8 protein-coding genes are annotated in these 8,550 nt (G+C 32.3%); 4 read left to right on the forward strand and 4 right to left on the reverse strand.

The features are described 5' to 3' along the window. Positions 1-126 precede the first annotated feature (126 nt). Positions 127-501, reverse strand: coding sequence for a lanthionine synthetase LanC family protein (locus ACOQFO_RS08285; protein ID WP_421689215.1), 375 nt, complete (start codon positions 499-501; stop codon positions 127-129). Between the two features lie 740 nt (positions 502-1,241). Here ACOQFO_RS08285 and ACOQFO_RS08290 point away from each other — a divergent pair. Both ACOQFO_RS08290 and ACOQFO_RS08295 read left to right on the forward strand, forming a co-directional pair. Continuing rightward, positions 1,242-1,550: an AbrB/MazE/SpoVT family DNA-binding domain-containing protein gene (locus ACOQFO_RS08290; RefSeq protein ID WP_421689216.1), complete on the forward strand. Its 309-nt coding sequence runs from the start codon at positions 1,242-1,244 to the stop codon at positions 1,548-1,550. Next, the gene (locus tag ACOQFO_RS08295) at positions 1,550-1,936 is read left to right on the forward strand and encodes a type II toxin-antitoxin system PemK/MazF family toxin (protein WP_421689217.1); all 387 of its coding nucleotides are present in this window, start codon (positions 1,550-1,552) and stop codon (positions 1,934-1,936) included. The genes ACOQFO_RS08290 and ACOQFO_RS08295 overlap by 1 nt, the downstream gene beginning before the upstream one ends. Positions 1,937-2,055: 119 nt before the next feature. On the opposite strand, the gene ACOQFO_RS08300 is transcribed toward ACOQFO_RS08295, so the two are convergent. Beyond that, positions 2,056-2,859 carry an abortive infection family protein gene (locus ACOQFO_RS08300; protein ID WP_421689218.1) on the reverse strand — a complete coding sequence of 268 codons (804 nt, stop codon included), beginning with the start codon at positions 2,857-2,859 and terminating at the stop codon, positions 2,056-2,058. A 246-nt stretch (positions 2,860-3,105) separates the two neighbouring features. Between ACOQFO_RS08300 and ACOQFO_RS08305 the strand changes: the two genes are divergently transcribed. Continuing rightward, positions 3,106-3,831 (forward strand): hypothetical protein, encoded by a 726-nt coding sequence (locus ACOQFO_RS08305; protein ID WP_421689219.1) that lies wholly within the window; start codon positions 3,106-3,108, stop codon positions 3,829-3,831. Between the two features lie 613 nt (positions 3,832-4,444). Here ACOQFO_RS08305 and ACOQFO_RS08310 read toward each other — a convergent pair. Beyond that, positions 4,445-5,353 (reverse strand): Abi family protein, encoded by a 909-nt coding sequence (locus ACOQFO_RS08310; RefSeq protein WP_421689220.1) that lies wholly within the window; start codon positions 5,351-5,353, stop codon positions 4,445-4,447. A 1,391-nt stretch (positions 5,354-6,744) separates the two neighbouring features. On the opposite strand from ACOQFO_RS08310, the gene ACOQFO_RS08315 reads away from it, so the two are divergent. Beyond that, positions 6,745-7,176, forward strand: coding sequence for a hypothetical protein (locus ACOQFO_RS08315; RefSeq protein ID WP_421689221.1), 432 nt, complete (start codon positions 6,745-6,747; stop codon positions 7,174-7,176). A gap of 122 nt (positions 7,177-7,298) precedes the next feature. Here ACOQFO_RS08315 and ACOQFO_RS08320 read toward each other — a convergent pair whose 3' ends face one another. Next, the gene (locus ACOQFO_RS08320; RefSeq protein WP_421689222.1) at positions 7,299-7,745 is read right to left on the reverse strand and encodes a hypothetical protein; all 447 of its coding nucleotides are present in this window, start codon (positions 7,743-7,745) and stop codon (positions 7,299-7,301) included. Positions 7,746-8,550 lie beyond the last annotated feature (805 nt).

The following is an 8,550-nucleotide window of genomic DNA, read 5'->3' on the forward strand; positions in this document are numbered from 1 at the left end:
CTAACGGATGAAGCAGCGTTAGATGCGTTGATGCCTTGGTCAGAAGCAATTCCGACCAACTGTCACGTACCTAAACGAACTACATAGATAGCATAACAATAGCGCCCCCTGAAAACCAGGTGGGCGCTATTTGACGCTTACTTTTATTTCTTCGAAATATCTATTATTTATTGTTTTAGCATATCTTAAAACATATAATATTCCTGGGAGACCGTAATAAAGTGATAATGGAGTGTCAACGTTTATCTCTTCAAACGCTTTAATTAAATAGTGATGGGAAAATTCATCCCATTTCCCCCCTTTATCCCCTTTACTCTCAATAAACAATGCCAACAAAGCTAACCCAGCATAACCATTTTCTAATGAGCCTTTAAAATTTATTTCCCTTTTTTCACTATCCCTATTTTTTAATGCGATATTATCAACAACTTCTTTAAATAAAGCAGAAGAAAGTTTATGCAATTTTAATTTCGAATGATTGTGTATAATTTTTTTTTCCAAAAAAATCCCTCAATATGAATAGTATAGACAAAGAAATTAGACTTTGTTCTCTTTAATTCAACTATAAATGTTCCATGAATTTTCTACCATTATTCAAATTTCAGAATTTTTTGTAAGTTAAAACCATCAATTCTGGAGTAATTTGCTCAAATAATTTAAATTTACCATTAATTGTTCCTGTTTATGTTTAACTAGACCTTTTTATTTCTACTCCGTTTAACAATTAAAAATAATAAAAAAAGTACAATCCATGATGAAATCGGATTGTACTTAAAGAGACTTTTCATTTATAGTACCTAAAGTCGCACTGTATTTTAGAGTAATGTCGGTGCTAAGTGGTTTAATATATGCCGTAATACAGAGTCTGAATTAAATTTAGCTCAACTAGTTCCAATGGATCTTCAAATTTAATTCTTTGGCCAACGTGGCTAGTTGTACAGAACTATTTGCGACAACCTCCATAGACAGAAGTATAATGAAACTAGCAATCTAAGTATTGATAACCCACATTATCAATACCTAGATAAAGAAAGAAACAAATACATTTGGAACTGAAGATTGAAGCCAAAAGCACTTGGCCATTTTAAATGTAAATAACAAACGGGGATCTATAGCAACTATGAGACTCAACCTTCTAGTTAATGTAAAAAAATCAACTTTAAATAATCAACCCCATCTGGTATCACTTCATACCCATATGTATATACTATGTATATACTTTTAAAATTAAGGGTGATATAATGAATTCCAAGGAACATTTAGAAACTAAAACAAACCAACGTAAAGGGGTTGACTATATGTCTACAGTTATTGCTCAAAAATGGGGAAACAGTTTGGGTATTCGTATTCCAAAAGAGGCTGCTGATAGAATAGGTATCGACCAAGGTTCCGAAATGGAATTAAATGTGATGGGAAGCGATCGAATCATCACATTAAAACCAAAAAGAACAAGGAAGAAATACACATTAGAGGAACTATTATCACAAATTACTCCTGAAAATCAACACAAAGAAATTGATTTTGGAATTGAGGGACGTGAATTAATTTAATGTCAGTAGTCGTACCAGAGAGAGGCGATTTAGTTGTTTTAAATTTCAATCCACAAGCTGGTCATGAACAAGCTGGGAGAAGAAATGGTATTGTTTTGTCGCCCAAAGAATTTAATGAAGCAACAGGATTTGTAGCTGTTTGCCCAATTACCAACCAAAAGAAGAATTACCCCTTTGAAGTAGAATTACCACAAGAGGGAATATCACTTGATGACGGTGGTTACCCAATTACAGGGGTTGTATTAACCGATCAGGTTAAATCATTGGATTGGAAAGCACGAAACCTAAAAGTGTTGAAGAAGTATAATCCGGAAGATGCACAAATTGAAGAAATAGATGCAATTATTGATGATTGCCTAGCGAAAATAGAAACTTACCTGACATAACCCTTTCTTAAAAAGAAAAGGTTATGTCTTTGTTTCGGTATCTTGTGACATTTTTCATGTGGTTAAATAAGTTAGTGAAAAAAGAGTATGAATTTGGAATAAAAATACTCAACTAATATTTACAAGTTAAAATCAATTAAAAGTTCTAGTGTTTCGTCTATTTCATCAATAAATTTGAGAAGAGCTATAACATGATTGCAAATTAATTTACTTTCAATCTTATTTAAAATCTCATTATCATGTGCATAGCTTTCTTCATTTCTGACATTATTGAAGTTATTCAATATATTTGTATTTGCCTTTAAAATTTGTAATGTCATATTTGATTGAATAACTCCTGTTTCCTCAGCAAACTTTCGATATTTCGATAGCAATGTATGTAATGAATCTTCTTTCTTATAGTCCAATTTATATTTCTTACATAACTCTCTAAAGAATCGGATACTAAACGTATGCAACCTATCTAATGCCAACTCTGGTTGATTATCTTGTAGCTTACTCTTAATTTCATCCGATAACACTTGGATGGCTTCAGAACTTACTGCGTTCATATTTGCAAGAACATCCAAATCTTCAAGCGTTTCAAACTCTCTCGATAAATCAGGTATGAATATAATTCCTTTAATATCAAAACCTGTATTACCAGGAATTAGCCTTTCGCATATTTCTTCAACTTTACTTTCAGCAGATGAATCTAATTTATCCAAGATAGCTGGGTTTACTGAAATCTTAATTTTGATCCCTTTAGCATTCCATCTACCCATCCTATCAACATAATATGATGTGCCTAAATCATCAATAAAAAGAGTGGCCTTCTGTAAAAATCCATACAACGTTAATTCGTTCTCTCTTTTAAGTTCTCCTAATATGCCAGTAAGTAATTTAGCTTCTGAAAATGGTAATTCATATGTAAAATCGGACACTGTTTATCCCCTTCACTTTCCTCATATTTAAAGAAATTCCTTTAATGGACAAAATACTACCTATCCAAACAACACAATATAATGTGTCTTATTTATTATTAAATGTCCATATATTGATTTTTCTATATTTATAAGTTAATATGAAACATATATTCGCTAATTGTATTTTATACCATTATTTCGTTAATTTGTTATACCATCAATCTAGTATTCTCTTTAAAATTTTAAACTATGGAGGACTATTATTTGAATAAATCAAGGCGAAAGCAAATACTTGTAACTAAGGAACTTTCAACTAAACCCGGACCACTTGTACAAAAGAGAATTTTGAAAAATAGTATAAGTAATGATTTTGAAAATGCTCGTACAGAATGGGAATTAGTTGATCATATTCCTTCTGATTCTAAAGACTTTGTTGAAAATTGCCAGTTATGCAATCATAAGAACTACAAAGAAAACTGGTTAATTCGTAATCAACAAACTAACACTTCCTTAAAAGTTGGATCAGATTGTATTACTAGATTTATTCAATTTGCTGGCACGGCTTCACAAGCTGACAGTAACCTTTATTTTAATCAACGAAAAAAAGAAATACTCATAGAAGAAAGTATAAAACTCCTTTTTAGAGAAGTGATACAATCTACTTTACCACTGGCTAGACAAGCCAATAAATTAAAAAAGTCACTTTCTGATCTACTTGAAGTAAAAGGTAAGAAAAATTTACTTAATTCTAATGAAGGACAAAAAGAAATATTGCTTAATATTTTAAAAATCTCTAATTTAACAACAAAAGATTTTAATAACTTTGCAGACTTACTAAAAAACGAACTTCCTGTACAAAGAGAGACGAAGCATTATCGTCAATTTAAATACATTGAAGGTTCTACTCTTAATAAGAAAAGATCCAAAGTTACTAATAATACTCTAAGTCGTTCCCAATCATTTAACAATCCAGAACGTAAGTATAACTAAAACAAAATTTCAATCCTTAAATTCAGTACGATGGTTCTGGTTTCCATCGTACTGGAATTTTTTTGAGTTGCACATCTATGTTAGATTCGATTGCGTCAGCAAGCGATCAGAGCTTGTTGTCTCAGTTGAATTTACAACATAGATGTATAAATTTTTACTGTATTCAATAAATAGATTAGGCTTATTAGATATGTGAATAGTAGTTAATTAAATCAAGGGTCCTGGTACGGTAGATAGAAAAATAACTGTTATATAAAAAACAATCACAAAAGTAGAAATTTCTACTTTTGTTATTTCTACTTATAAAACATATACACTTTAACTAAGTAGATACTTTGCCATATCCCTAAAAACATTGATATATTCTGGTATTACATATACATCAGGATCTCCGTGGAATACTATATTACATATCTTCTGATAAATAACACCAGTTTTTTGAAATTCATTGAGCATATTGATATTTATTGGTGAGGGACTATTAATTATAAATTAATCATGTCCCTTATATAAAACCAACTTATTATATAATCACTCTTTGATTTCACTCCAAAATCCTATTTAAAACATTGCTTCCCTATAAAAAAATGAAGAGCAATATTTCAGCTCTCCATCATATAATCTTTTCACTATTATATTTTCCCAAAATTTCCTTCCAATTTACAGGAAAGCCAATATGGGAAAAATCAATATGTTCCTCATATTCAGATATAAGGGCATCCAAATCCATTATGAATCTACTACCTTCTCTTTTTGTTAATAACCGCACCATTATATAAATAGCACCGTAAATATGTTTATTATTAAAATACTTAGAGTCCTCTTTGAATAGACGTGGTTTGAATGTTAGATGCTTATTATATATTCGGCCATAATGAGCACATACATTTCTGACATTGGATAGAGTTTGTAGCCAACTCTCCAAATATATATACGGCACATCATAGTAAGTTTTTGCTATGTTCCGTTTTAAATCTAATTTTAAATTTCGGTAAAATTTAGATATAAATCCAAATGATGCTACTTCAATTGCTGCCCAAATTGGAAAGACACCTTCGTATTTTTCGAAATGATGTTTTACAAACAACTCACTTTTACGGCTTTTATCAATTAATAAGTCAAGCTCATTTAAAGAGGCCTGATGAAATGTTGCATCAAGAAAATGATCTTTATCCCTGTATCCAATTGGGCCTAATTCATGTGCGGTTTCATAGGAAATATGCGTTCTGACTGCAATTTCAATTGTTTCTAATACTCCTAAGAGTAATAATCGCAGCCTCCTGTCAAAATCATATAGGGATAGTAATTTGTTAAATGAAGCCCCATTTCTATATTCATCTTTATTGTAAGGATTCTTCAGAGTAAGCCCATAAGCAGTTAAACGATAATAATTGATTCTTTGTAAGGTTTTTTCAGCAAATTCTGAATCTTCAACATGTAGCTTTCTACCTTTAAACAATTCTACTTGTTCTTTGAATGTAGTGGGAGGTTTAATTTTAGATTCATCTTTATCCAGAGTCAATTTACATTATCTCCTTATAAAAAAAATGACCCACCTTGGTCCGCATTGTTAAGAGGCGTGGTGAGTTCTGTTAATATTATAGTATTTCATTTATTCATAAATGTCAATGAATCACAGAACCTTTATACTAAAGAAATAAAGTGTCATAATACTGAATGTAAACTAACCTAAGCAATTTTACAAAAATTTCACCTCTTAAATTCCAGTACGATGGTGCAGGTTTCCATCGTGCTGGAATTTTTTAGAGTTGCACATCTATGTTAAATTCGATTGCGACAGCAAGCGATCAAAGCTTGGTGTCGCAGTTGAATTTACAACATAGATGTATAAATTTTTGTCAAATTGCGCTTAATTACAAAGGGGCATGATGGAAAGAAGTTCACGTGATGACTCGTCATGACGTGAACTTTTCCATGATGCCCCGATATTATTCAGAAATGAATACCAGATACGATAGCCTTTATAAGCAAGCTTCATTTCCACCCTTATATAATGCTAGAAAACCTAATCAGAATCACACTCATTTAGAAAACGAGAGGGGCGTGATGAAATAGCAATTCGTTATAGCACCTACAACTGATATATCTGCTATAACGAGTTGCGATTTCTTGTAGTTCGTCATAGCAGCTACATCATCGAATTCACAACTATGACGAGCTACAAGAAAATTTCATGACGCCCCGGATTCTGTTAGAATAACAGGACGTAAGAATAACTTTCTCCTTTTTGCTCAAGATAATTTCATTTTCTCCCCATTACAAATGACCTAAGATGCACCACCTGCCCCCGAGAATGGTTCTATCACTTACTCTCTTTGTTCTTCTTGATATCTAGTGTGTTTATCATGATTACTACTACAAATATCAACGTCAAACTCTCAATTACATTCCCCTTAACATATTGCTTAAGTATCAAACTTTATTAAGTCTACTAATTGAACTCTTCCGAATTAGTAATTTATATTCAGCAATCGGTTCAATCATATTTACTCTATTCACACAAACGAATTAATTGTGTATTGCAAAATAAAAGTGCAGAGTATTGCAAGCTGATTTGTCGTTGCGACTTTACATGGAGTGGTGGGCATGATAGCCTTTCGTGGCAAAGCCAGCCCTTGATCTTGCTGGCTTCTTGGCTTGAGACTCATGCCCGCAGAGGCTCCATGTCAAGTTGCAACATTGTGTAGTTGCAATTGCAATACTATGTATTCTTTTTTTGCAAAATACAATCAATCAACATACATAATTAAAAAAAGAACTTCAACCTAATTCACATTGGGTTGAAGTTCTTTTTTTGTGAATGAAAAATATTTTAAAGGTTGTGAAATCTTATTGAATTTTCCCTTTATATATTGTTAGCTAACAAAAATAAAAATTATGGAGGTTATTTTTATGGCAGGAGAAACACAAACACTTACTTTAAACGACCATGAATTCCAACAATTAGTTAATATCCAACGAAAGGTGAAAGAACATTTTGAGAATAATGCTTCCGACGCACACACAATTGAAATGTCTTTGGCAGCCTTTAGTTCTAGTCTTTTAGGTCTTGCGTTATGGAAATTTACGCCGTATTCTGTTGCACTTTCAATTATTAGTCTTCTAGCTGGTGCAAGTTCAACTATTATAGATGGATATGTCCAAACATGTAAGAACGGCGAATTAGCTTTACTAACAGCTAAAAATACAATGAACAACTTACGCGGAGTAAGTGCCCGTGTTACAATTACGTATAAAAAATTAAATGGCTGGGAAGACCTTTACTCTGTTGACAAAGTTACGACTCACTATGTGACATTAGCAGATGGTAGAATAGTCTATTAAACCGAAGTGTCTATTTCCTAATTAGAGGAGCGTTATTATAAAATAAAAACAAAGACTATGGTTAAACTAGCACAATCATGTTTATCCATAGTTTTTTAATATAAGATTATACCTCGACGTTTTTATTCAGTAACTGCTTTCTCTAAAATACTAAAAAAACCTTTATCATCTTCAAATAAATATCCTTCGTGCGATCCTACATTATCAGCAACTGCTATCTGTTTTTTATTCAAATCTAGATACATTACATAACCTCTGTTCAAAGTGATTCTCAACCAATAATTATTAGAGGCGATTCCTCTTGAATTATCGTCTTTTTTAAATTTCGATTTTTCAAAAGCCTTTATCAATTCTTGCTGAGTTTTATCGGTCAACTTAATCGGAACAAAATTTAATTCTGCATCAATCTTTTTAAATTCAACAGATGATTCTTTTACGCTAAAATCAACATCCTCTAAAACATCCGCCGCAGTATAAAACTTCTCTGAATTAAAATAAAAACCTATTCCCAGTATAATAACTACAATAATACCAGAAATAATTAGTAAAATAGTTTTATTATTCTTCATGTTCAACCCCCAACAAGTAGTTTGAATTCTACTTACACTTATGTTACCACATTAATCCAAGTCGTAATAATTATGTAATTTAATTTGTTTTATCTATGTTAATGTTTAATTTTTCTTTTAAGTTTGTGAAATCTGATTATATATAGAATATCGGCTAAAAAAAACAACTAAAAAAACTTTAACCTTACTAGGTTGAAGTTCTTTTTATGTGCGCCCGGCATGGGCTATAACTTGGTGGTGAAAGTCCACTACAGGCTTGGCAGTAGGAACTGTTAGCTAATGGCAAGGGTGTCCATCGTGAGGTGGAATCTGAAGGAAGCCGGAGGCAAAATCCCGAACTGACGGACAGAAACTATATATAAGGCTGAATTGGAATGGACGAGTTTACATAACAAAACAAAGTCCTATACTGCACGAGTTCCATACAGTAAATATAGCAGTTACATGGGAGGAAGGTTATAGCTCTTACCCGGGGAGATCTTACAAGTCCCGGCAAGAGAGATGGAATATCACACAGGAACAAGCCTGCCAGTGATGGCAGGTTGAATTGTAAGAAGTCAGCAGAGGTCATAGTAGTTTCTATGGGAACGAAGGACTGAACAATAGCAATCTTGAAGAATGATGGAGATGATGACAGTGCAAAGACCACAGAAAACATTACAAGATGGCTGTTTGCAAAAGGATAAGTTGGAAACTGAAGAGCATGCAAGAGCGTGTAGCATTGTTGTCAAAGAAGTAGGGAGACAAGATGGTATCGATTTAATTGATAGGGTAATTGATAGTAATAACCTTTTCAGAGCATGTA

The sequence above is a fragment of the Ureibacillus sp. MALMAid1270 genome, assembly GCF_049202975.1.
Classification (GTDB): Bacteria; Bacillota; Bacilli; order Bacillales_A; family Planococcaceae; genus Ureibacillus.

Bases quoted from the DNA above. Each gene is read 5' to 3' on its own strand.
- ACOQFO_RS08320 (WP_421689222.1), bottom strand. From the start codon at position 7,745: ATGAAGAATAATAAAACTATTTTACTAATTATTTCTGGTATTATTGTA.
- ACOQFO_RS08315 (WP_421689221.1), top strand. From the start codon at position 6,745: ATGGCAGGAGAAACACAAACACTTACTTTAAACGACCATGAATTCCAA.
- ACOQFO_RS08290 (WP_421689216.1), top strand. From the start codon at position 1,242: ATGAATTCCAAGGAACATTTAGAAACTAAAACAAACCAACGTAAAGGG.
- ACOQFO_RS08295 (WP_421689217.1), top strand. From the start codon at position 1,550: ATGTCAGTAGTCGTACCAGAGAGAGGCGATTTAGTTGTTTTAAATTTC.